The organism is Turicibacter sp. (assembly GCF_017941855.1).
GTDB lineage: Bacteria > Bacillota_I > Bacilli_A > MOL361 > Turicibacteraceae > Turicibacter > Turicibacter sanguinis.
The window spans coordinates 34448-56061 of the sequence record NZ_JAGAVR010000107.1 but is presented as its reverse complement, the minus strand read 5'-3'; the positions used below and the strand labels follow the sequence as shown (position 1 = coordinate 56061).

The 21614-nt window shown below is 33.6% G+C and carries 21 protein-coding genes; 17 read left to right on the top strand and 4 right to left on the bottom strand.

Going from position 1 to position 21614, the window contains the following annotated elements:
- The first annotated feature begins 539 nt into the window (after positions 1-539).
- From J6D32_RS11735 to J6D32_RS11720, 4 genes are all read left to right on the top strand, one after another.
- A complete protein-coding gene (locus J6D32_RS11735; protein WP_006783633.1) occupies positions 540-1898 on the top strand; it encodes an MATE family efflux transporter in 1359 nt (452 codons plus the stop codon).
- 186 nt (positions 1899-2084) lie between these two features.
- Positions 2085-2465, top strand: a complete 381-nt coding sequence (locus J6D32_RS11730) for a desulfoferrodoxin family protein (protein WP_006783632.1) — start codon at positions 2085-2087, stop codon at positions 2463-2465.
- Positions 2466-2594: 129 nt separating this feature from the next.
- Positions 2595-3050: an RpiB/LacA/LacB family sugar-phosphate isomerase gene (locus J6D32_RS11725; protein WP_006783631.1), complete on the top strand. Its 456-nt coding sequence runs from the start codon at positions 2595-2597 to the stop codon at positions 3048-3050.
- A 242-nt stretch (positions 3051-3292) separates the two neighbouring features.
- A complete protein-coding gene (locus J6D32_RS11720; protein WP_006783630.1) occupies positions 3293-4084 on the top strand; it encodes an AAC(3) family N-acetyltransferase in 792 nt (263 codons plus the stop codon).
- Between the two features lie 38 nt (positions 4085-4122).
- On the opposite strand, the gene J6D32_RS11715 is transcribed toward J6D32_RS11720, so the two are convergent.
- The gene (locus J6D32_RS11715; protein ID WP_009607210.1) at positions 4123-4668 is read right to left on the bottom strand and encodes a 5-formyltetrahydrofolate cyclo-ligase; all 546 of its coding nucleotides are present in this window, start codon (positions 4666-4668) and stop codon (positions 4123-4125) included.
- 404 nt (positions 4669-5072) lie between these two features.
- On the opposite strand from J6D32_RS11715, the gene J6D32_RS11710 reads away from it, so the two are divergent.
- On the top strand, positions 5073-5279 hold the full coding sequence (locus J6D32_RS11710) for a hypothetical protein (RefSeq protein WP_006783733.1): 207 nt from the start codon (positions 5073-5075) through the stop codon (positions 5277-5279).
- A 45-nt stretch (positions 5280-5324) separates the two neighbouring features.
- Here the strand turns inward: J6D32_RS11710 and J6D32_RS11705 are convergent, their stop codons facing one another.
- Positions 5325-6035 carry a helix-turn-helix transcriptional regulator gene (locus tag J6D32_RS11705; RefSeq protein ID WP_055164541.1) on the bottom strand — a complete coding sequence of 237 codons (711 nt, stop codon included), beginning with the start codon at positions 6033-6035 and terminating at the stop codon, positions 5325-5327.
- Between the two features lie 160 nt (positions 6036-6195).
- On the opposite strand from J6D32_RS11705, the gene J6D32_RS11700 reads away from it, so the two are divergent.
- The 8 genes from J6D32_RS11700 to J6D32_RS11665 all read left to right on the top strand — a co-directional run bounded on the left by J6D32_RS11700 (position 6196) and on the right by J6D32_RS11665 (position 13426).
- Entirely contained in the window at positions 6196-6945 is a 750-nt protein-coding gene (locus tag J6D32_RS11700) for a nucleotide-binding protein (RefSeq protein ID WP_006783735.1), read from the top strand.
- Positions 6946-6970: 25 nt separating this feature from the next.
- Positions 6971-7921, top strand: coding sequence for a helical backbone metal receptor (locus J6D32_RS11695; protein WP_055164538.1), 951 nt, complete (start codon positions 6971-6973; stop codon positions 7919-7921).
- Between the two features lie 2 nt (positions 7922-7923).
- Positions 7924-8904, top strand: coding sequence for a FecCD family ABC transporter permease (locus J6D32_RS11690; protein WP_006783737.1), 981 nt, complete (start codon positions 7924-7926; stop codon positions 8902-8904).
- Positions 8905-8907: 3 nt separating this feature from the next.
- Positions 8908-9693, top strand: coding sequence for an ABC transporter ATP-binding protein (locus J6D32_RS11685; RefSeq protein ID WP_006783738.1), 786 nt, complete (start codon positions 8908-8910; stop codon positions 9691-9693).
- A gap of 12 nt (positions 9694-9705) precedes the next feature.
- Positions 9706-10995 (top strand): nitrogenase component 1, encoded by a 1290-nt coding sequence (locus J6D32_RS11680; RefSeq protein WP_006783739.1) that lies wholly within the window; start codon positions 9706-9708, stop codon positions 10993-10995.
- A complete protein-coding gene (locus J6D32_RS11675; protein WP_147633382.1) occupies positions 10982-12187 on the top strand; it encodes a nitrogenase component 1 in 1206 nt (401 codons plus the stop codon). The genes J6D32_RS11680 and J6D32_RS11675 overlap by 14 nt, the downstream gene beginning before the upstream one ends.
- A 14-nt stretch (positions 12188-12201) precedes the next feature.
- On the top strand, positions 12202-12657 hold the full coding sequence (locus J6D32_RS11670; protein ID WP_055164529.1) for a HugZ family pyridoxamine 5'-phosphate oxidase: 456 nt from the start codon (positions 12202-12204) through the stop codon (positions 12655-12657).
- Between the two features lie 142 nt (positions 12658-12799).
- On the top strand, positions 12800-13426 hold the full coding sequence (locus J6D32_RS11665) for a YczE/YyaS/YitT family protein (protein ID WP_147633381.1): 627 nt from the start codon (positions 12800-12802) through the stop codon (positions 13424-13426).
- A 21-nt stretch (positions 13427-13447) separates the two neighbouring features.
- Here the strand turns inward: J6D32_RS11665 and J6D32_RS11660 are convergent, their stop codons facing one another.
- Entirely contained in the window at positions 13448-14272 is an 825-nt protein-coding gene (locus tag J6D32_RS11660) for an AraC family transcriptional regulator (RefSeq protein WP_006783743.1), read from the bottom strand.
- Positions 14273-14683: 411 nt separating this feature from the next.
- On the opposite strand from J6D32_RS11660, the gene J6D32_RS11655 reads away from it, so the two are divergent.
- Together J6D32_RS11655 and J6D32_RS11650 are read left to right on the top strand one after the other, a co-directional pair.
- Positions 14684-15628, top strand: coding sequence for an L-lactate dehydrogenase (locus tag J6D32_RS11655; protein ID WP_006783744.1), 945 nt, complete (start codon positions 14684-14686; stop codon positions 15626-15628).
- Between the two features lie 21 nt (positions 15629-15649).
- A complete protein-coding gene (locus J6D32_RS11650; protein ID WP_006783745.1) occupies positions 15650-15982 on the top strand; it encodes a hypothetical protein in 333 nt (110 codons plus the stop codon).
- Positions 15983-16765: 783 nt separating this feature from the next.
- Here J6D32_RS11650 and J6D32_RS11645 read toward each other — a convergent pair.
- Complete coding sequence (locus J6D32_RS11645) at positions 16766-17347, bottom strand: TetR/AcrR family transcriptional regulator (RefSeq protein ID WP_006784202.1); 582 nt, start codon at positions 17345-17347, stop codon at positions 16766-16768.
- 224 nt (positions 17348-17571) lie between these two features.
- Here J6D32_RS11645 and J6D32_RS11640 point away from each other — a divergent pair, with 224 nt between their 5' ends.
- Positions 17572-18276 (top strand): ABC transporter ATP-binding protein, encoded by a 705-nt coding sequence (locus J6D32_RS11640; RefSeq protein ID WP_006784201.1) that lies wholly within the window; start codon positions 17572-17574, stop codon positions 18274-18276.
- Positions 18277-18278: 2 nt separating this feature from the next.
- Positions 18279-21524 (top strand): FtsX-like permease family protein, encoded by a 3246-nt coding sequence (locus J6D32_RS11635; RefSeq protein WP_155225903.1) that lies wholly within the window; start codon positions 18279-18281, stop codon positions 21522-21524.
- The last annotated feature ends 90 nt before the right edge of the window (positions 21525-21614 follow it).

Below are 21614 nucleotides of genomic sequence, written 5' to 3'. Positions count from 1 at the left end.
TAATTTCTTTAATTTTGAACAAGGAATTAGATGGTAAGATGTTAAGGAGTGTTTCATAGAGATTCCGTTGTGTTTTGCTTAATATAGAGGCAGACAATGATAGAGGAGTGTCCCAGCGGTGGAAGAATAGATTGTCTAACGCCAATAGCTGGGGGGTCCCACCCCAAAAGTTGAGGTATAATTTTTTGTTTAATAGGGTAGCAAGCTATTATGAGGAATTGCCTGACTAGTGGAGGAAAGCTAAGTAGTGAGCCTTTAATTAATGGGAAGGCCGACAGCTATAAAGGAGTGCTCCGGCAGTAGAGGAATAGTTAATCGCTGGGGGGCCCATCCCAAAAGTTGGGGTATAATTTTTTGTTTAATAGGGTAGCAAGCTATTATGAGGAATTGCCCTACTAGTGGAGGAAAGCTAAGTAGTGAGCCTTTGGCTCGCTACTTAGCGTAGGGAACCCATTGACATATTTCTAGACCACTGTTAAGATGTTATAGAATTTTGAAAAATTTTGGATATAGAGTATAAAAGAGGAGGAGAGAAAACGATGACGGATATGACGAAAGGGAGTCCAATTAAGTTAATTTTGGCATTTATGATTCCGATTTTAATCGGAAATTTATTTCAACAATTATACAGTATGGTGGATACAGCGATTGTTGGAAAGTTCGTGGGGGTTCAAGCCTTAGCAGCAGTTGGTGCAACAGGAGGATTAGTTTTTCTAATCTTAGGTTTTATTAATGGATTAACTCATGGTTTTTCAGTAATTATATCACAGCGATTTGGTTCTAATGATGAGGAAGGGGTAAAAAAGGCAACTGCAATGTCTATTTACCTGTCAGCTATCGCAACAGTCATTATCACCATTATTTGCATGATTTTTGCTAAGCCGTTATTACAAATTATGAATACGCCAGCTGATATTTTAGCTGATGCGAATACCTATGTAAGTATTATTTTTGGTGGAATTATTGCCACTATTTCTTATAACTTATTAGCGTCGGTTTTACGTGCATTTGGAGATAGTAAAACACCACTTTATTTTTTAATCATTGCTTCCATTACAAATATCGTATTAGACCTAGTTTTAATTATTAACTTTAATATGGGAGTAGCGGGAGCAGCTGCTGCAACGATTGCTTCTCAAGGATTATCAGCTTTTTTATGTTTCGTTTACATGAAGAAAAAATCGGATATCCTTACATTACAAAAGCACCACTTTAAATTGGATAGATTATTGGTTAAAGAACTTATGGCAGTTTCAATTCCAATGGCGTTACAATATTCAATTACAGCAGTTGGGGTTATGATTTTACAAGTGGCAATTAATAGTTTTGGATCAACAGTTGTTGGAGCCTTTACAGCGGCAACCAAAGTAGAGCAGTTAGTAATTCAACCATCTATTGCAATTGGAATGACGATGGCAACATTCTCAGCTCAAAATATCGGAGCGAGAGAGCTTGGACGTGTACGTCAAGGGGTTAAACAGGCTACAATTTTAACATTATGTGTAAATGTTGTGTCAGCTTTAATTGTTGTCTTCTTTGGAACTTACTTTGTTGGATTCTTTGTTGAAACAGAAGGAACTGAAGTTTTAACTTATTCACAACAATATTTAAATACAGTGGCAACCTTCTTCCCAATCTTAGGATTACTATTCTTATATCGTTTTACTTTACAAGGTCTTGGAAGCACAGTAGCACCTATGTTTGCGGGTGTAATGGAATTAATTATGCGTACGGGTGTTGCTTTTACGTTGCCGGGATTAATCGGATATGCGGGCGTTTGTTTAGCAAGTCCATTTGCTTGGGTAGGTGCAACAGTCTGGCTCTTATATTCATATTTTAGAGTTATGCCACGTCTAAAATCAGAATTTTGTGAATTAAAACCAGAATTGCAGTTATAAAAAAATCGAGAGTAATCACACTATAAGTGATTACTCTTTTTTATTTTTTAAAATGCATCATATAATATTAATAATAATTATTATTTATAAAAATTGAGTGCATTTTGGTTGTAGTTTTAAAGAGTCATCGTTATAATATAAATATAGTTAAAAAGAAAAATAAACCAATTAAATGGAGGAATAACAATGAAATTTTATATTTGTCCAACTTGTGGAAATGTCATTGAATTAATTGAAGATCATAAAGTTCCAGTAATGTGCTGCGGTAAAAAAATGGAAGAATTAGTACCTAACTCAACTGAAGCTGCTGTTGAAAAACACATGCCAGTTCCAACTGTTGAAAATGGGGTATTAAAAGTTTCTGTTGGTGAAGTAGAGCATCCAAGCATCGAAAAACACTGGATTCCATTCGTAGCTGTAAAAGCTTCGGATTTAGTAATGCGTCGTGAAATCAAAGCAACTGAAAAACCAGAAGCAATCTTCCCAATCGGAGATTTCAAAGGTGAAGTAGAAGTTTATGCTTGGTGTAACTTACACGGATTATGGAAAGCAACAATCACTTTATAATAATCGCGTAAATGAAAGAGTCGGATAGTCCGGCTCTTTTTTAGATTGAAAATTAGTATAAATTCCTTGAAATGGATAATTATAATCAAGATAGATGATTTAAAGTTTAGATATTTTGAGGTGATGTGGATGAAAATTGGAATGGCATGTGATCATGCAGGACATGATTTAAAAGAAGAAATTAAGAGATATTTAGAAAATGAAGGTCATGAAGTTGTAGATTTTGGAACAAATAGTCAGGAGGCGTGTGATTTACCTGATCACGTTTATCCAGCAGCTTTAGCTGTAAGTCATGAAGAAGTAGAGCGCGGAATCTTTGTCGATGGTGTTGGCTATGGAAGTGCAATGATTGCAAATAAAGTACCGGGGGTGTATGCGGCTGTATGCCAAGACCCCTTTTGTGCGAGCTTGGCTCGTTCTCATTCCGATACAAACGTTTTATGCTTGGGTGGAAAAATTATTGGTTCAGCAATTGCTCTCGAGATTGTCAAAACGTGGATGCATACGGATTATCTTTCAAGTGTTGAAAAATATGTTCAAAGGGTTGAGAAAGTTAAGAAGATTGATCAAATGCATAAAAAATAGTTAATTGTAAAAAAGCTTTTATTCTTTTTAAATGGAATAGGAGCTTTTTGTTTTTTATGGTACTTTTTTCTTGTGTGCGAATGCCCACTTTTCAAATGGTATAAAGTTTTATACAATGTAGGTAATAAGTTGGCAATGGGGTATTAGCTAGGCTTAGAACAGGAATGAATTAAGGATAGGCGTTATGTGGGAGCAAACTTATTCTTAATAAAGAGAATTAGAATAAATGGGAAGGGTTGAGCATGATGATATTAAAAGACATAGTAAGCAAAACAAATAAACCTGTTACTAAAAACGACCTAATTAAAGGGCTAAAAGAGTTAGGTGTAGAAAACACTGAGCTTTTAATGGTTTATAGTAATTTAAAAAGTTTCAATTTTATTATTGGTGGGGCACAAACAGTAATTGAAGCAATTTATGAGGTAACGGGATATCATACAACCGTTATTATGCCAAGTCATCGTCTCGACCAAGTGTGTCCGAGTTTTTTCGATTTAGATTTACCAACTAAGTGGCAAGATAAAATTAAAAAGAATACGCCGGCTTATGATGTTAATCTATCTCCAATTGAATCTGGTGAAATTGCTTGTACTTTTGCAATGAGCCAAAATGTTAGCCGAAGTGCACATCCTGTCGCTTCTTTTATTGCAACAGGACGTAAGGCTGAATGGTATTTAAATAATCATCGTCTAAATTCAATGTTAGGGGACGGTTCACCATTACAAAAGTTATATGCTCAAGATGCTAAAGTTTTATGTCTAGGGGTAGACTATGAAAATGTTACAGCATTGCATTTAGCTGAGTATTTTGCAAACTGCCGTGAAACAGTTAAACACGAAGCAGTTATCATGAAAAATGGGAAACGTACTTTAGTAGAATTTGAAGATTTAGCACTTGATTCAAGTTCTTTTAATGAATTAGGAGCTGCTTATGAAGAAGCAGTTGAAGTTAAAAAAGCAAGTATTGGTGGAGCTGTTTGTCGATTAATTGATTTTAGATCCTTAATTGATTTTGGAACGAATTATTTAAAATAATAAAAAGGTCACAGAAATTCATATCTGTGACCTTTTTATTATATAGTATGACTTTCCGTTAGGATGAAATTTGGCGCTATATCGTGAGCTTCTGCCTCGAAATAATCAATGATTTGGCAATCAAAAGCAAGAGCGATGGTCTCAAGATTAGGGTGATTTTTTAAATACCGGTCATAAAATCCTTTGCCGTATCCAATTCGATGCTTATGCTGATCAAAAACGACACCTGGCATAATCAATAATGCATGAGATGGTTCAATTAATACTTCGGTTTTAGGTTCAAGAATATTAAAAGCGCCTAAACTTAACTCACTAAAATCACGACACTCATAAAAATTCATCTCATCACCTTGAATTTTTGGAAGTCCAACTCGTTTATTAAGTGTCCAGGCTTTCTCAATTAACCGAATGGTTGAGACCTCACTTTTAATTGGCATGTAAACTAAAATTGTCTCAGCCGCTATAAATCGTTTATCAGTCATTAATCGCTGACAAATAAGTTCGCTTTTTTTGGTTCTTTCGCAATCTGAAAGAGCATCTCTTTTTTGTAAAATTTCCCGACGAATAATCACTTTATTCTTCATAAAATTCACCTCATTATTTTATCATATACGAAATCTTTATTTTTAGAAACAATCAGATCTCAAGCAGTTTCAAAAATCTGTATATTAGGTATGAATTTAATACTATATCCTAAATGATTAATACCCAGATATTAAAATTGAGTTTTAGTTATTTAAATGCGTTGATATCTTGATGAACGATAGTTTAGATAAGCTTTTCTTCTATAGAAAATTAATCGGGACTTATATATTTTAGAGGGCAGATACGTATAATTAATTATGAGGTAAGGAGGCGATGGAACTTGGAGTATTTTGGATTTCTAGCTTTCGTTATAATACTTGTTTATAGTAGCTATCCAGCACGTGTTCAAATACTTGAAAAACGGATTAATAAACTCAAAAGAAATTTAGAGGGGGATCAAGTAATGTCAAAGATAATTCGTGATTTAGTTGGAAAACACTGCATCATGAGTTGTGAAGGAGCATTAGCCTTTGCAGGAAAAGTGAATTTTGAATGTGAAATAATTGATGTTGATGAAGAATGGATTAAGATAAGTTTCACAGATCAAAAGAAAAAATTAACGACAAAAATCATTAGAATTGAAAGCATTGATCATATTGATTTAATATAAAGTAAAAAAAGGCTTTTCTTAGAAAATATCTAAGAGAAGCCTTTTTTATTCATTTGAAACTTTTTGTCGATACTGTGCAGGAGTTAATCCTGTAAGTTTTTTAAATGTAGAACTATAGTAATTATGATTATTGAATCCGACTGCTAAGGCTACTTCTAAAATACTATATTGGTTATCTTTTAAATACTGTTTACTTTTTTCAATTCGTACACGATTCAAAAAATGTGAAAATGTCATGCCCGTCTCCGATTTGAAAATGGAACAAAAATAACTTTTATTAAGGTTTAAATACTGGCAAACCTCATCTAGTTTAATATCTTTTTCATAATATTTGTGAATAAAATAGATTCCTTCTTTAACAGAGGAATGAAATTGATGTTTTTCAAACAGGCGATGACGAACAATACTTTCAAATAATTTTCCGATTGATTTTAAACAGCAATGTGGTTTAAATGGAATATTGTTATTTATTAAATTTTCATCACTATGAAAGGGTCCTATTACGAATAATCCTTTTTGTTGTTTATATTGGTAAAGAGGAGAAAGAATGAAGTGAATTTTTTCATCTCGACAAATGTAAATTAATGATGAACTAGATGATTGATAGTCGTCAAAAAGATTAGAAGAATCTAATATCTTATTAAGATTTGGTGTCATTGCATGATTCAAAATCATTTTTTTTTGTTCATTAAAAAAAGAGATTGGAATGGTTAAACAATGATAAAAATCAGATAACACTTGTTGGATTTTATCCATATGATTTCCCCCAGAATAGTTAGTTTTCAAAAACAAATTAATATAGTTACAAAAATTCTATATATTGTTCAAGCAAGTTTTAATTGGCTACATTATAATAACTATTGATAATGATTATCAATTATGTTTTATATTATGCAACAAAATAAGGAGAAAAGCAATGAGAAAAATCGCTATTTATGGTAAGGGTGGAATTGGAAAATCAACAACGACCTCTAATTTATCAGCTGCTTTATCAACACTCGGATACAAAGTCATGCAAATTGGATGTGATCCAAAAGCTGACTCAACAAAAAATTTAATGAATGGGAAATTTATTCCAACCGTTTTAGAGGTCATGAATCAAAAGGGAGATGACACAAAACTTGAAGATATTGTCTTTGAAGGTTATAACGGTGTTTTGTGTGTTGAAGCAGGGGGACCAACTCCTGGAGTTGGGTGTGCAGGCAGAGGAATTATTGCCGCTTTTGAGAAACTTGAAGAATTAAAAGCATTCGAATTTTATCAACCTGATATCGTAATTTATGACGTTTTAGGTGATGTTGTTTGCGGTGGATTTTCAATGCCTATTCGCAACGGATATGCAGAAGAAGTTTATATTGTAACATCAGGAGAAATGATGTCGATGTATGCTGCTAGTAATATATCAACAGCCATCAATCAATTTAAAAATCGAGGCTATGCTAGATTAAAAGGCTTAATTCTCAACGCTAAAAATGTTGAAAATGAAGTTGAATTAGTTGAAAAATTAGCAACAGAAATCGATAGTCAGATTTTCCATTACATCCCACGTGATAAAGATGTACAACTATCAGAAAATGATGGGAAAACAGTTATTGAAAAGATTAAAGAGAGTCAAATGGCGAATGTGTATTTAGAATTAGCAACTAAATTAACACAGGCTATTTAAATATCAAAATATCGGAGGAAGAGTTATGAAATTTAAACATTTATTATCAATGATCTTAGTATCAACAACATTATTAGTCGGATGTCAATCATCAAAAGGAACAGAAGTAGAAGAGCAAATACCAGTTGTGGATGAGACATCATCAAGTACAAAACAAGAGGAAGAAACAACAGATGTTGAAAAAGAAGTAGAAGAAATCAAAGTTGTTGCAGCAACTGTATCGGCAACACAAGTGTTAGCAGAATTAAATGCAGAAGTTTTAGGAGTACCAGCAACATCACAAACATTACCTGATGGATATCAAGATTTACCGCAAGTTGGACAAGCAATGAATCCAGACTTAGAAATTGTTGCATCATTAAACCCTGATTTATTTATCATGGATGCTAGCTTTAAATCAAGTGTAGAGGAAAGTTTAACTGAGTATGGATTGAATACCTTCTTCTTTGAAACAGGAACATACACTGCGTTTTTAAATAGTATTAAAGAATTGGGGAATGCGATTAATCGTCAAGATGAAGCAACAACTTTATTGAATCAATTAAAACAAGCTGAGGAAGCTGCTTTAGCAAATAAAACAGAACAAGCCCCAACAGTTGCGATCATCTTTGGTGCTGGTGACAACTTCATGTTAGCAACAGAAAGTTCTTATTTAGGAGACCTTGCAAAAACATTAGGTGCGATTAATATTGCATCAGAGATTGATACAAACATTGAATCAGCATATATCCAATTCAGTTTAGAACAAATTTTAGCACAAAATCCTGATTATGTTTTACGCTTTGCCCACGGAAATATCGAAGAAACATCTAAAATGTTCGATGAAGCATTTGATAAAAATGAAGCTTATCAACAATTAGATGCGGTTGCAGATGGGAAAGTTTATGATTTAGATTCAACTATCTTCAATGTTTCAGCAAATTTAAAAGTAACAGAAGCAATCACAAAACTTGGAGAAATCTTATACGGTAACTAAAAATGAGAATAGATAAAAAATATATCATTATTATCTTATCTTTCATCACTTTACTGAGTTTGATTTTTGTCTTTTCAACGGTGGGGAGTGTTAATTTAAGTTTAGGTGAAATTTTAAGTGCCTTAAAAAATAACGATAACAAGGTTGTGACAACCATTGTTTATAAAATGCGATTACCACGAAATATTTTAGCGACATTAGTCGGAGCAAATTTAGCTGTTTCAGGAATTTTACTCCAATCAGTGATGAAAAATCCACTTGCAGACCCAGGAATTACAGGGGTTTCAAGTGGAGCTAGTGTCGCAGCAATTGTCATTTTATTAACAGCCCCACAATTAGCAAGTATCTTACCTGTTGCTGCCTTTATTGGAGGATGTGTTGCTTGTGCATTAGTTTTTATGATGGCATGGAAAAATGGATTAAAGCCTGAACGTGTTGTTTTAGCAGGGGTTGCTGTTAATACGATCTTAGGAGGCTTTATCTCATTATTATCCACACTATATAGTGATAAAATTCAAAGTGCGATTTTATGGCTAAATGGGAGTCTTGCAACAAAAACATGGCAAGATGTTCACATGTTAGTTTGGTATTCCGTCATTGGACTAATCTTGTCTTTATTTTTAATTCGAAGTGCAAATGTTTTACAACTTGGAGAAGAATCTGCGACAAATTTGGGATTCAATGTGAATCGAACGCGACTTATTATTTCACTAGTTGCTGTTTTCTTAGCAGCTACCTCGACTGCTGTTGTTGGAATTATTAGTTTTGTCGGATTAATTGTTCCACATATTTCAAGAATGTTAATGGGAAGTGATCATAAATATACGATTCCATTTAGTATGGTCCTTGGCGGAATTGTACTTTTAATTGCAGATACACTTGCAAGAACAGTAGGTGGTTCAATTGAAATTCCAGTAGGGGTAATTATGTCGATTGTAGGCGGTCCATTCTTTTTATATTTATTAAGAAAAAGGGGGAACTGATGTATGATTGAAGCAAAGAACTTAACAGCTGGCTATGAGGATAAAATCATTATTAAAGATTTGAACTTAAAAATTGAAAAAGGACAAGTGGTCTCGATTATTGGTCCAAATGGGTGTGGAAAGTCAACGTTACTTAAAACATTATCACGTATGATTAAACCAATGGGAGGGGCTGTTTTACTGGAAAATAACGAGCTGTCCAAACTTAAAAATAAATTTATTTCTCAAAAAATATGTTTGTTATCACAACATAATTTAGCACCGACTGATTTAACCGTTGAGCAACTTGTTTATTTTGGTCGCTTACCACATAAGAAATGGTTTGAATGTAAGACGACAGAAGATCAAGAATTAGTAGAATGGGCAATTGAACAAACAGGGCTAGCACACTATAAACATAAACCTATTGGGTCCTTATCTGGTGGTGAACGACAAAGGGCCTATATTGCACAGGCCCTTTGTCAAACACCTGATGTTTTACTGCTCGATGAACCAACGACTTATCTTGATATTTCACACCAACTTGAGCTTATGGAACTTGTGCGTGAAATCAATGAGAAATTCAAGATAACCATTGTGATGGTATTACATGAACTTAACCAAGCTAGCCGATATAGTGATCGATTAGTGATTATGAAACAAGGAAGAATCGTATCAGATGGAACACCGGTAGAAACCATTAATCAAGAGATGATTAAGCATGTTTATCAAATTGAATGTGATATTGATAACGATCCTATTTCAAATAAACCGCGTATTCATCCGATTCAAACGATTAAGACCGCTTAAAGGAGGATCGTTATGTATACATTAGAGAGTTTAAATCGTCTGAGTGAAATTAAGACGGACCAAGATATTAAAAGTTTATCACATGCTATTTTCCCAGGAACACATTGCCCTTTATTTGGCGTTGCCTTAACGGCATCTTATGTTAAAAATATGACAATGATTGTCATTGGAACAAGTGAATGTACGTACTATACGAAAAACTTTGCTTATCATCGTCAAAAAGGAAAAGATAGTGTTTATTCATTAGTGCTTGATGATAAAGAAGTCGTATTTGGTGCCGTGGCACAGGTTGAGAGGGCAGTAAAAGAGATTATTGAAATAGAACATCCTGATGCAGTCATGCTCGTTACGACATGTGTTCCAGAGTTAATAGGGGAGGATTATTCATCTATTCCTTATACACTTGAGGAAGAGGTAGGGATTCCGATATTTGTTGTGAACACTGAACATTTTAAATGTAATTCACATATTCCTGGTATGTCACGAGCCTTAAAGTCTTTAAGTCATGCGATGGAAAAAGTTGAGGTACAAGAAGGAGTTAATATTATTGGACATCGTCAGGATAAGGTAGAGGAAACAGAACTTGTACAGTTATTAAAAAAATATGATGTTCAAATCCAAACCGTTATCCCTTCAAGTTGTACAATAGCTGAAATAAAAAAGGCTCCAACTGCTAAGTTAAACATTGTTACAGATATGATTGGATTAGATTTAGCGAAAGAAATGAAGCGAAAATTTAATATTGAGTATCTATACTTTGATAAGCATTTAAATGTAGAGACTATTTCTAAAAATTATGAAGAGTTATCGAAAATACTTGAAATTGATTTTTCACGAGATTTAAAACAAGTTAAGGCACGTTACGAACAGTTAGCCATGAAATGTTATTCACTATTAAAAGGGAAAAAATTAATTTATGGAAATACGCCAATGATGGCACTTGAAATGGTCGATTTCTTAAGTGATTTAGGCTTAGAACCCGTCTTTGTTCAATTACGAGAATTATATGAGCAAGATTCACCTTATAAGGAGAGTTTATTAGACAAAGGCTATAATCCTTATATTAGTCGTATTGCAAATATTGCGCCATTACGAGAGTTATACGATACGATTGGGGCAGATTTGTATGTAGGTCATGAAAGTCCAATGTTATTAAAACAAAAAGGAATGATGCAAATGACCTTTGATGCTCACGCTCAAAAAATCGGTTATGAGCTCCCAATTGGTGTCATGCAAGATATGATTAAGTTAATGACTGAAGATTCTAAACCAATGGGAGGTGGCAAACATGCAGCTATGTAAATATTATCCGGTTGCAAATGATCGGATGGGGTCGATTTGGACACTTTGTTCGATTAAAGATACCTGTATCATTGAGTTTGGCCCTGCAGGAACAACTCACTATGCAGTTGAGGGAATTGGAAGTTTGAATGCAGGGGAAGGTTCCCGCATTTATTCAACCCATATGGATCAAAGTGATGTAACGTTTGGAAAGTATGATCGATTAGAAAAAGCTATTTTAGAGGTTGATGAGAATATTAAACCTCGATACATTTTTGTCATGGCTTCTTCGATTTCCTCAATTATTGGTGCGGATATTGAGAGTGTGTGTAGCGATTTACAAAGTCAAGTTCAGTCTAAACTTATTGCCATCACGACTGGAGGACTTAAGCATCAATATCATATTGGAGTTGAACAAACATTAGAATTACTCGTGAAGAAGTTAGTTGGTGATTATCCTCGTGATGTTAATAAATATAATATTTTAGGCTGTACGATTGATAAATATAATTATGCTTCTGATGTTGAAGAAATGAAACGTATGATGAAGCTCTTCTTTAACAAGGAAGTTCAAACAGTTTTCACATGTGAGACAACTGTTGAAGAAATTGAACAGGCTAGTCGTGCGTCTTTAAATATTGTTATGCGCAAAGAAGCCTTGAAAGCTGCTAAGTGGATGAAGAAAACTTACGGAATTCCGTATATTTATCACCATGTATATGGCCTTCAAAATACGATTGATTTTATTGAAGCAGTTAATAAAATCGATGGGTATGAAGTGAATCGAGAGTATCTAAATGCAGAAGTTGAAGCAGTAAAAAAGCATTTGTTTAGTTTAAAACGTAAATTTTTATTTTATAAAGAAACAAAGGAATGCGCGATTTTTGGTGACTATGATACGGTGCTAGGATTTGACGCTATTTTAAAAGAGCTAGGACTTGCTACTGATCGTTTAGAAGTATTGTACCAAACGGAAGTAGAAGCAGATTGGATATCTGGTCGCCCTGAATTAGAAAGAATAAAATATTTAAAATCTAAAGAACTATTCATGATTTGTGGAGATGGTCCAAGCTTAGAGATGGAACATCAAGCTAAAGTAGAGTTACAGGTTAGTAACCCTAATTTAAATCAAGTTTTGATTTATCCATATACGCCCTATATGGGATTTAGAGGGATGCTTTTCGTTATTGAAAAAATATTAAATATCAAATAGTAAGGATGTAAGAAATGGAAACATTATTAAATCAGAAAAGTTTAATGATTAGTTCATTAAATGAAAATAAAATGCCTGAAATTAGTTATGCACCTTTTATGATGAAAGATCAAAAAATCTATATTTATATTAGTAAGGCTGCTGCACATTATCATAATTTAGTGCAAAATCCACAGTGTTCAGTCATGCTAATTGAAGATGAAGCAGATTGTAAAACGGTCTTTGCAAGAGAACGCGTTTCTTTTGAATGTATAGCTTCAAAAGTTGAGTCAAGCAAGGAGTTATTAGAATTATTTGGTGGACGACAAGGAGCTCAAATGATGATGGTTTTAAAAACATTAGACTTTGATTTCTTTGAGTTAGTCCCACTTAAAGGTCGTCTTGTTAAAGGATTTGGACAGGCGTTTAACATTTCTTTAAACAATAGTGAGTTTCAATTAACACAAGTCACATCAATAGGGCATAAATAAGAAAAACTCTCGCACATCAGGGCGAGAGTTTTTCTTATTCAATACCTAACATTTGACCATCTAATTCAAACATTTTGAGATGTTTAACTCTTTTAGAAAACGCTATAATTAGTTATGATTTAGTAAAAGAGGGGATAAAAAGATGAAGAGAAATAAGAGGGATTATGTTTTGTATTTGATAGGTATTATGATGTTAACACTTGGGGTTTCGTTGACGGTACAATCTGATTTAGGAGCAGGTTCGATTGATTCAATTAATTTCGCTTTGGCTCACCGACTTAATATTAACCTTTCAATTGTTATTTTTGTCATGGCTTTGTTAGCAATTGCGATTTCAACTTGTATCAGATGTGAAAGACCAAAGTTCACAACGTTGATTACGGCTTTTTTTATGGCTATCGGAACTGAGTTTTGGGTGTTTGTTGTGAGTCCTATTGTACCTGAAACGTTAATGCAAAAAATTGTAGTATTTAGTATCGCTGTTATTTTGGTCTGCACAGGATTAGCACTTTACTTAAAGTCTAAATTACCGGCTCATCCAAATGATGATATTACGGTTTCTATTAGCGAAGTAAGTAACCTGAAAATTGGAACAGCTAAACTAATGATGGATGCTATTTGTATGATTATTGCTTTGTTATTGCAAGGTCCTATTGGGGGTGGAACAATTATTTTGACTCTGTTTGTAGGGCCTGGGGTTAATTTAGCAACGTATTTACTAGAAAAATTACCTTTCATTAATGACTTACAACCTTATCATATACAGTAAAAGCCAGGCGATCCTGGCTTTTTAATGGTTTAAATGACGGTATTCACTTGGTGAAATCCCATTTGCTTTTTTAAAAGCTTTTGAGAAAGCAAGGGGATCACTGTATCCACAAGAGTGCGAAATATTAGCGACAGATAAATCGGTTTGAAGTAATAAATCTGCCGCCTTAGTCATTCGAAATTGAATCAAAAAGTTCTGGGGGGACATTCCTAAATGCTTTTGAAAAAGTGAAGTTAAATAAGTGCGATTTAAACATAGATAGTGGGAAATATCGCTCACTTTAATATAGTTAAAGTAATTATTTTCGATAAATTCAATGGCCTTACTCACATAGTGATTATCTTCTTGAAGGCTTGGTTGTTTTGTTTGAATATGACTCGATTCTGAGAGTTTAGAAAGAAGGAGATAAAGAAGCCCTTGATATTTTAATTCGTTCGCATGAGTTGATTTATTACAATTTAACATCTCTGCGACATAGGACTTCAAGGTTTCACAATCATGGACATTTAATACTAAGCGATTATCAATAAAACCAGCATGTTCTAAATATTTTTTTGCCATCTGTCCATCGAAGCCAACCCAAATATAAGTCCAAGGATCTTCTTGGTCAGCTTGATAAAAAGTTAATTCATTAGGGCGGATTAAGAAGCATTGATCTTTTTTAATTTCGTATTTTTGATCATTTAAATAATAGGCACCTTTACCTTTTAAAACAAAATGAAGTAAAAAGGTTGGACGGATAGCTGGACCATACGAATGTCCAGGTTCGCATTCATGCATTCCACAATAACAAAAAGCTAAATCTCTGTATGGTTGTGGATCAATTGTTAAGCTAAATTGTTCCATGAAGAAAGCCCCCTAAATGTATGAATTGAAATAAGTATAGCACATCTAATGGAAGGTAAAAATAGATAATTTTATATATAACTCAAAGCTATATCTAAAAAATGAAATTTAAATTTAATTCAAAAGTTGGATATATTTTTAATGATTTGATAAATTTTTTAGAGGTAATCTTCATTTTTTTAAGCTGATTAAAGTGCGGAAAGGGATAAGGTTCGTATAGTAGAAAAATAAGGGATCAGTTGTGTGATTTAGTTAGCCAATTCAATAGTTTTTTTATTTTACGTAATTTAGTTTAATTCACCAAAATTCAATTTTTTTCGCATAAATCTGATGTTGATTTAAATACTAAAGATAGTAGCGTGACTCTAAAGAGGCTACCAATAAAAGTAAGATTGATTAGAGGTGTAAAAGTTGAAAAGTGGAGTAAGACGCGTTGTATTAGTCGGAACAGGTTTTGTTGGAATGAGTTTTGCGTACTCAATTATTAATCAAGGTGGAATTGAGGAGCTAGTTTTAATTGATGTTAACCATGATAAAGCAGAAGGAGAAGCAATGGATTTAAGTCATGGTATTGCCTTTGCTCCTGATAAAACTGAAATTTGGGCAGGAACTTATGCTGATTGTGGTACTGCAGATATTGTTGTCGTAACAGCTGGTGTTAATCAACAACCAGGAGAAACACGTTTAGCTTTAGTTGAACGTAATGCTAAAATTATGCGCGATGTGGTTAAAAATGTGATGAAATCAGGATTTAATGGAATTTTATTAATTGCAAGTAATCCAGTAGATGTTTTAACATATGTTGCCTGGCAAGAATCGGGTCTTTCACGTCATCGTGTCATCGGGACAGGTACAACGCTTGATACAGCTCGTTTACGACATGAAATTGGTAAATATTTAAATGTGGATCCACGTAACGTGCATGGATACATTGTTGGGGAACATGGTGATACAGAAACACCTTTATGGTCTCACACAACAGTTGGGGTAAAACCTTTACTAGATATTATTCAAGACGATCCACAATATAAATTTGAAGATTTAGAGCAAATTTATGTGAATGTTCGTGATGCAGCATATCACATTATCGATCGTAAACGTGCAACTTATTACGGTATTGGGATGTGTACAACACGTATTGTCAAAGCTATTTTAAATGATGAAAATTGTGTTTTACCAGTTTCAGCTTATTTAAATGGACAATACGGAATTAAAGATATCTTCACAGGAGTTCCTGCCATTATTAATCGTAATGGAGTACGTGAAGTATATAATTTAAATATTACAAAAGAAGAACGCGATCAACTTCATAAATCAGTGGATATTTTAAGAGAAACACTTCAAACGGTCTTATAGTCAATTTAAGGAGGTATACTTATGTCAACTCATGATAAATATGAAAAGGTTGTAACAGATACAGAACATTTAGCTAAAAAAGTGGCAAATAAAGCTGAAGATTTAGCTGAAGATTTAAAATATGGAGCTAAAAAAGCAGCTCGTGGTGCTGAAGAGTTAGCGGAAGATATGGCTCACGGTATTTCAAAAGGTGCTAAAAAAGCAGCTCGTGGTGCTGAAGAGTTAGCAGAGGATATGGTACAAGGTGTTCAACATGCTTCTAAAAAAGTAGCTAATAAAACAGAAGATTTAATGGAGAAAGCAAAAGATTTTGTCGATAATATTAATCATCCAAATAATCATTTAGAACAATAATAAAAAATCCCACGATATGTAATCGTGGGATTTTTTATGAAATTATTTTGTTGCAACTGACATTGCGATGATGTTAATCACATGTGGTGTAACATAGAATAAAGCTGTTCCAATTACTAAACCTTTTGCTGCATCTTTTAACATTTGAATTTGTTTCATTACAAATTCCTCCTTTGGTGTTTTATTAACCCCAAAGGTTTTACAGGCCTTCTTCCTATAAAACGCATGTGCGTTTAAACAAGAAAAATAAACAGAGCCTAGTGGCCACGTTTCCTTAGGAATCTAAGGAATTAGCCTTCATATTGGTTTCTGTGAGGAGATGACTCTCATCATTTATGTTGTCAATCTGAGCTCTATTTATGAAAAAGCGCTCGTAATTATCTTTTGTGGTAATTACTTCCTTTTTGTGAATGCTTCGGTTATCATCATTACCGACGATGATATATGCAAAAACACATCAAGAACAGTACGTGGAAATTGTTCTTCCTTCAACCTTCGAAACATTCCTTGTCTTAACGCAAGGGGTTGGTTTTATAGAATAACACGTATAGAGATAAAATGCAACAAAAAAATCAAATTAATTTAAAAAAACTGACGATTGATAGGAGAAAATAAAAAAAACAGTCTAACATCGCGAATAACTGTATATGATAGAAGAGTAGAAGTTCTTCTTCTCCTAAGTTTCTCTACCGCTATTTATGCGCTTAATTTTTTCATTTTTAGTTTACTTTTTTTGTCTTTCTTCTTTGTATAAGAACTGTATCACAGGATACAGTTCTTTTTTTATTTTTGAATAAGGATTTTGGCACCATGATTGATAATATTATCAATTAATAGTGCCATTTCTTTTGGTGTTAGGGTCATACCATCAGAAATCCATTGTTCTGTAACACCAATAACGCCATTTGAAACAAAGGATAGGAATAAAGTATACTCAATAGAATCACTTTCTTGATAAAGATTTTTCAGTGTATCAAGCCCTATCGTTTTAATTAAGAGTTGGATTTTATTAAAAAAATGTCCTTGTGAATGACTCTGCAAAAAGGTTTTTAAAATATGTTTATTATCATAAATATATTCAAAGAGTTGTTCTAGTAATAAATAAGTCGATTGATTAGAATTCCTAAAATTAAAATCTTGGATCATCATTGAAACATTTTCGATGACTTCATCTTCAAGCTGATTTAATAAATCATAGATATCGAGATAGTGAAGATAAAAAGTTCCACGATTTAAATCAGCATGTTCAGTAAGGTCTTTTACCGTAATATCTTTGATTTGTTTTTCAGACATTAATTCAATAAAACTTTCTTTTAATAGTTTTTTTGTTCTCCTAACACGGCGGTCTTCTAGTTTAGGTTTCATTTTATATAATCCCTTCTTTTTTTATTTATTGAACATATAGTTAAAGAATGTTGATTATTTAACACGGTGTAAAAGATTGATTATTGTACATTTTATTAAAATGAATAATAATAGACATATGTTCAAAAGTCAATAATCTGTTTATTTAGCATTAATGCTCAAATCTGTGAGTAAGCTATCTCAGGATGCTAAAAATATAAGGAAACAAAATAGGGAGTGATAAGATGGCAGGTTACATTGAGTTTAAAGATGTAAAAAAAGTTTACAAAATGGGAGAAGTTGAAATTGAAGCTTTAAGCGGTGTTGATTTTTCCATTAATAAAGGTGAATTTGTCATTGTTGCTGGGGCAAGTGGAGCGGGAAAAAGTACTGTTTTAAATATATTAGGTGGAATGGACCATGCCAGCAGTGGAAAGATTTTAGTTGATGGAAACGAAATTAATAATTATTCAAATAAGGAATTAATTACATATCGTCGTCATGACATCGGATTTGTCTTTCAGTTTTATAATTTAGTTCAAAATTTAACAGCTGTTGAGAATGTTGAACTAGCAACTCAGATTTGTGAAAATCCGTTAAATGTTCAAGAGGTTTTAGAGGCAGTGGGACTTGGACATCGTAAAAATAACTTTCCTGCTCAAATGTCGGGTGGAGAACAACAACGTGTTGCTATTGCACGAGCATTGGCCAAAAATCCAAAATTATTATTATGCGATGAACCAACCGGTGCATTAGATTACAATACCGGAAAAGCAATCTTAAAATTATTACAAGATACATGTCGTAAAATGGGGATGACGGTCGTTATGATTACCCACAACTTAGCTATTGCACCGATGGGGGATAAAATTATCCATGTTCGTAATGGAAAAGTAGCTAAGATCGAAATCAACGAAAACCCAATGCCAGTAGAAGGGATTGAGTGGTAAGAATGAGTAAGAGTTTAACAAAAGATACCTTCCGTGATATCAAAAAATCATTAGGAAGATTTATGTCGATTCTAATGATCTCTGCTCTTGGCGTTGCCTTCTTTGTCGGAATCAAATCTGCTCCGCTTGCTATGCAAAAGACAGTAGATCAATACTATGATGATTATAATTTCATGGATTTGAGATTAATCTCTACCCTTGGTTTCACCGATCAGGATGTTGAAGCTGTTAAAGGTTTAAATGATGTGTCAGGGGTTTTTCCAACCTTTACACAAGATGTTTTAACAAAATATCAAGATAATGAATTAGTTATCAGATTGCATGCCTTACCAATTGATAACTTAAATTCAAATAATCCAGATTATATTAACCAAGTTAAACTAGTTGAAGGGCGATTACCTGAAAAATCTGGAGAAGCTGTTGTTGAAAAAAGTAAATATCTTGGCTCAATTGAACTAGGTTCAAAAATACAATTACAATCAGGGACAGATGACCCGTTAAGTGATACATTAAAAACAACTGAATATACGATCGTTGGAATTGTTGAAACTCCATATTATTTGTCAGCAGATAAAGGAACATCAAATATCGGGAGCGGAAATATCTCAAGCTTTATGATGATTCCACAAAGTGATTTTAAATCAGATATCTATACTGAAATGTATGTGAGTTTATCGAACACAAAAGCTCTTGATACATTCTCAGATCAGTATAAAGACACAGTGTCTCACGTAGTAGATGAAATTGAAGTGCTAAGCGAAACTCAAACAAAGCATCGATATGATGAAGTGATGGAAGAAGCACAGTCAGAACTTGATAAAAATCGAATAGAATACGAGGGGCAAAAAGCAGAGGCACTAGCAGAACTTGAGGATGCCGCAAGTCAAATCGAAACAGCGAAACAAGATTTAGTAAACGGAAAAGCTCAACTTGCTTCTAATAAAGCAGAGTTTGAAAGTACGATTCAATCAGCTGAGGAACAAATTGCACAGGGGGAAGCACAGTTAACACAAGCAGAGGATGAGTTAAATCGTGCGTATAATGATTTTTTAGCTCAAAAAGAAAGTGCACAGTCTCAAATAGCAGCTGCTGAGGCACAGCTTAAATCTGGGGAAGAACAAGTTGCACAACTTGATGCCTATAAAAATCAACTACAAGCCTCACTACAAAATCCAGATTTAACAGATGAACAAAGAGTGGCTATTGAAGCGCAACTTGCTCCTATCTTACAAAGTTATGAATCAGCGCTACAGACATTAAATGCCGGAAGAGCTGAACTTGAGAAAAATAAACAAGCCTTAATTGATGGAGAAAATCAAATTTTAGCTGGAAAACGTACGATTCAAGCTTCAAAACAAGAATTAGCAGAGCAAAAAGCTAAATTAGAAACGGAAAAATCAAATGCTTATGCACAGTTTAAGACAGCAGAAGATGAAATTGAAAAAGGTGAAGCAGAATTAATTAAAGCTGAAGCGGACTATGAAAATGGAAAAGCCGAAGCAGAAGAACAATTTAAAGAGGCCGAAGAAAAGCTACAAGAAGCACAGGATCAAATTAATGATATGACTTATCCAGAATGGTATGTGCTAGATCGAGATTCTCATTATTCATATGTAGATTATAAAAATGCGGCTTCGAGTATTGAAGCCATCTCACAAATCTTCCCGATTTTCTTCTTCTTAGTTGCTGCCTTAGTTTGTTTAACAACAATGACACGCATGGTAGATGAACAACGATTAAATATCGGAACGTTAAAAGCATTAGGATATAGTAAAGTCAAAATTGCATCGAAGTTTTTAGTTTATGCTGCACTAGCAAGTATGACAGGGGCAATTTTAGGAACCATAATCGGATTTAATGTTTTCCCGAATGTTGTGATTGATGCTTATGGTATGATGTATACTTTACCAGATACTATTTTAGTATTTAGTTGGCCATTGGTAATCATTGCAACACTTATTGCAGTAGGGGTCACAACCTTATCAGCATTCTTTGCAGTCAATGCGGAATTAAAAGAAACACCATCTATTTTAATGCGACCTAAAGCACCGAAAGAAGGGAAAAGAATTTTACTAGAACGTCTTCCATTCATTTGGAATCGCCTAAACTTCATTGCGAAAGTAACGGTACGAAACTTATTCCGTTACAAAAAACGTTTCTTCATGACAGTCTTTGGAATTGCGGGATGTACGGCGTTACTTGTAACAGGATTTGGAGTTAAAGATTCAATTCGTACAATTGTGGATACGCAATTTGGAGAAATATTTAAATATAATATGACGATGAAGTTAAATAAAGATATTTCACTTTCAGATGAAAAAGCACTAGTTACTGAGCTACAAAATGATCCGAGAATTCAGGGCGTTTTATCAATTCATAGTGAGAATGGTAAACTATCTGATGATGACGTGACAAAAGATGTTAATGTCTTCGTTCCCCATTCAGTTGCTGATTTAGATCCATTTGTTTCACTCAGAAATCGTGTGACACAAGAAAAGGTTGAACTTCCAGAATATGGAGTCGTGTTGAGTGAGAAAGTAGGTAAACAATTGGGGGTTAAAGTTGGAGATAATGTGACGATTGAAAATGCCGATGGTAAAAAAGCAGAGGCTAAAGTAGCGGGAATTGTTGAAAATTATTTATTCCATTATGTTTATTTATCACCAACTTATTATGAAGAATTATTTAATGAGACGCCAACATTTGAAAGTATTTTAGGTGTTGCTAATGATGATACGTTAGAACTTGAAGAGGCGGTTTCATCAGATTATATGAATCAAGCGGGTGTAAGTGGGATAAGTTGGAACTCATCGATTGGAAGTAATTTTGATAACATGATTCAGAATTTGAACTATGTCGTTTTATTAATGATTATTTCTGCCGGAGCTTTAGCATTCGTCGTCTTGTATAATTTAACGAATGTTAACATCTCAGAACGTATGCGTGAGATTGCAACGATTAAAGTATTAGGATTCTATGATAAAGAAGTCTCAGCTTATATTTATCGAGAAAATATCATTTTAACCTTGATTGGAACGGTTGTTGGACTTGGACTTGGAATTTTACTACATCGTTATATCATGCTCACAGTCGAACTTGATAATATGATGTTTGGACGACAAATTGCTCCACTAAGTTTTATTTACTCAGCAGGCTTAACTATTTTATTCGCCTTCGTAGTAAACTTTGCAATGTATTATAAATTGAAAAAAATCGAAATGGTAGAATCACTTAAATCAGTCGATTAAGCCAAAAAGGTTCGCTCTCAATAAGAGCGAACCTTTTTTATAAATTAAGGTGAGATTAAAACTATATCAGGATATAATAATACTTATTAA

Coding starts and splice junctions, on each gene's coding strand:
- J6D32_RS11640 (WP_006784201.1), top strand. CDS start 17,572: ATGGCAGGTTACATTGAGTTTAAAGATGTAAAAAAAGTTTACAAAATG.
- J6D32_RS11705 (WP_055164541.1), bottom strand. CDS start 6,035: ATGGATAAAATCCAACAAGTGTTATCTGATTTTTATCATTGTTTAACC.
- J6D32_RS11665 (WP_147633381.1), top strand. CDS start 12,800: ATGAAGAGAAATAAGAGGGATTATGTTTTGTATTTGATAGGTATTATG.
- J6D32_RS11675 (WP_147633382.1), top strand. CDS start 10,982: ATGCAGCTATGTAAATATTATCCGGTTGCAAATGATCGGATGGGGTCG.
- J6D32_RS11720 (WP_006783630.1), top strand. CDS start 3,293: ATGATGATATTAAAAGACATAGTAAGCAAAACAAATAAACCTGTTACT.
- J6D32_RS11680 (WP_006783739.1), top strand. CDS start 9,706: ATGTATACATTAGAGAGTTTAAATCGTCTGAGTGAAATTAAGACGGAC.
- J6D32_RS11695 (WP_055164538.1), top strand. CDS start 6,971: ATGAAATTTAAACATTTATTATCAATGATCTTAGTATCAACAACATTA.
- J6D32_RS11715 (WP_009607210.1), bottom strand. CDS start 4,668: ATGAAGAATAAAGTGATTATTCGTCGGGAAATTTTACAAAAAAGAGAT.
- J6D32_RS11700 (WP_006783735.1), top strand. CDS start 6,196: ATGAGAAAAATCGCTATTTATGGTAAGGGTGGAATTGGAAAATCAACA.
- J6D32_RS11685 (WP_006783738.1), top strand. CDS start 8,908: ATGATTGAAGCAAAGAACTTAACAGCTGGCTATGAGGATAAAATCATT.
- J6D32_RS11645 (WP_006784202.1), bottom strand. CDS start 17,347: ATGAAACCTAAACTAGAAGACCGCCGTGTTAGGAGAACAAAAAAACTA.
- J6D32_RS11635 (WP_155225903.1), top strand. CDS start 18,279: ATGAGTAAGAGTTTAACAAAAGATACCTTCCGTGATATCAAAAAATCA.
- J6D32_RS11710 (WP_006783733.1), top strand. CDS start 5,073: ATGTCAAAGATAATTCGTGATTTAGTTGGAAAACACTGCATCATGAGT.
- J6D32_RS11690 (WP_006783737.1), top strand. CDS start 7,924: ATGAGAATAGATAAAAAATATATCATTATTATCTTATCTTTCATCACT.
- J6D32_RS11725 (WP_006783631.1), top strand. CDS start 2,595: ATGAAAATTGGAATGGCATGTGATCATGCAGGACATGATTTAAAAGAA.
- J6D32_RS11660 (WP_006783743.1), bottom strand. CDS start 14,272: ATGGAACAATTTAGCTTAACAATTGATCCACAACCATACAGAGATTTA.
- J6D32_RS11735 (WP_006783633.1), top strand. CDS start 540: ATGACGGATATGACGAAAGGGAGTCCAATTAAGTTAATTTTGGCATTT.
- J6D32_RS11650 (WP_006783745.1), top strand. CDS start 15,650: ATGTCAACTCATGATAAATATGAAAAGGTTGTAACAGATACAGAACAT.
- J6D32_RS11730 (WP_006783632.1), top strand. CDS start 2,085: ATGAAATTTTATATTTGTCCAACTTGTGGAAATGTCATTGAATTAATT.
- J6D32_RS11670 (WP_055164529.1), top strand. CDS start 12,202: ATGGAAACATTATTAAATCAGAAAAGTTTAATGATTAGTTCATTAAAT.